The following is a 1,154-nucleotide window of genomic DNA, read 5'->3' on the forward strand; positions in this document are numbered from 1 at the left end:
CAGCCAACTCCCTTCAGGCGTGGCTTTTGATTGGCTTTTTTCCACCACTTGCCAGTCGATTTCGTACAACCATTCTGCGACATCTTGATACAGCGAATGTAGTAACAACTCGCGAGTCGCTTTTCTGGCTGACAAACCGTTGATTTGTGCAATCAACTGCCCGCTAGCATCAAACAGTTTGATATCGGCTATTAGCTCATCGTCATTCGAGTTCTCTGACTGTCGCCGCCGAGCATGACACCATAATTGCTGACTTTGGGGACGTTGGTAAAACTGAAAGCTTTCGATGGCAAAGGGTACAAAAGTATCTTCGTCAGGCAAGAATGTAATGCTCAGTTGTAAGCAGGAGTCGATCAGACCTGGATGCAATTGATACTCATTTAGTTCATTTCCGATGGCAGGCCATTTCATCTGAGCTAGAGCTTCTCCTTCTCCACACCAGATTCTATCAACCCACTGGAAGCTTGGACCCAATGCAATCTGCCGTTTTTGCAAATCTTGGTAAATTTCTGCACCAGCTATTTGTTGAGGACAACGTGCCTGGATCTCTGGGATGGAGATATTTTCTAACGAATGGCTCATTTTGTGAGCAATTTTGCCCATAGCATGAACTCCCCAGTTTTTCACCTGAGTATTGTCATTGTCGGCTGTATTACTGAAGCTATTTCTAGGCTCAAAGCTAATCAGTTGGAAAGAGGTTCCACTCTCTTGTGGGGAAAGCACCAACTGCACCGGGCGTACTGCATCTTCTGGAATCACCAATGCCTGTGGGAAAACTATATTTTCTAATAGACATGCCTCGCTGGGGAAAGTCAGCTTTGCTGCACCCAATAGCAAGGAAAGATGACAGGCTCCAGGTACTACAACAAAGTTATAAATTTGGTGGTCTACTAAAAATGGTAGAGTTTCAGCACTAAATTCAGATTCAAATAAGATTTCCTTGGATAAGGGCAAGTCGATCTTTTTGTCGATTAAAGGGTGCAGTTTTGTGGAGTTTTGTTGCCGTTGCAGCTGAGGTGGTGTATTCTCCACCCAATAGCGCTGTCTTTGAAATGGATAGGTTGGTAGTGCGACTTTTGTCCGAAGGTAATCGCGGTCAAATCCTGCCCAATCTACCTTGACTCCGGCGACATACAACTGCCCTAAACTAGAGA

The 1,154-nt window shown here is 45.1% G+C and carries 1 protein-coding gene; it reads right to left on the reverse strand.

Annotated elements, in window-relative coordinates; translation table 11 throughout:
- A partial coding sequence (locus tag MiSe_RS49215) for a polyketide synthase dehydratase domain-containing protein (protein ID WP_226594860.1) occupies window positions 1–1,154 on the reverse strand: 1,154 nt, incomplete at both ends.

Source organism: Microseira wollei NIES-4236 (genome assembly GCF_020521235.1).
Taxonomy (GTDB): Bacteria; Cyanobacteriota; Cyanobacteriia; order Cyanobacteriales; family Aerosakkonemataceae; genus Microseira; species Microseira wollei.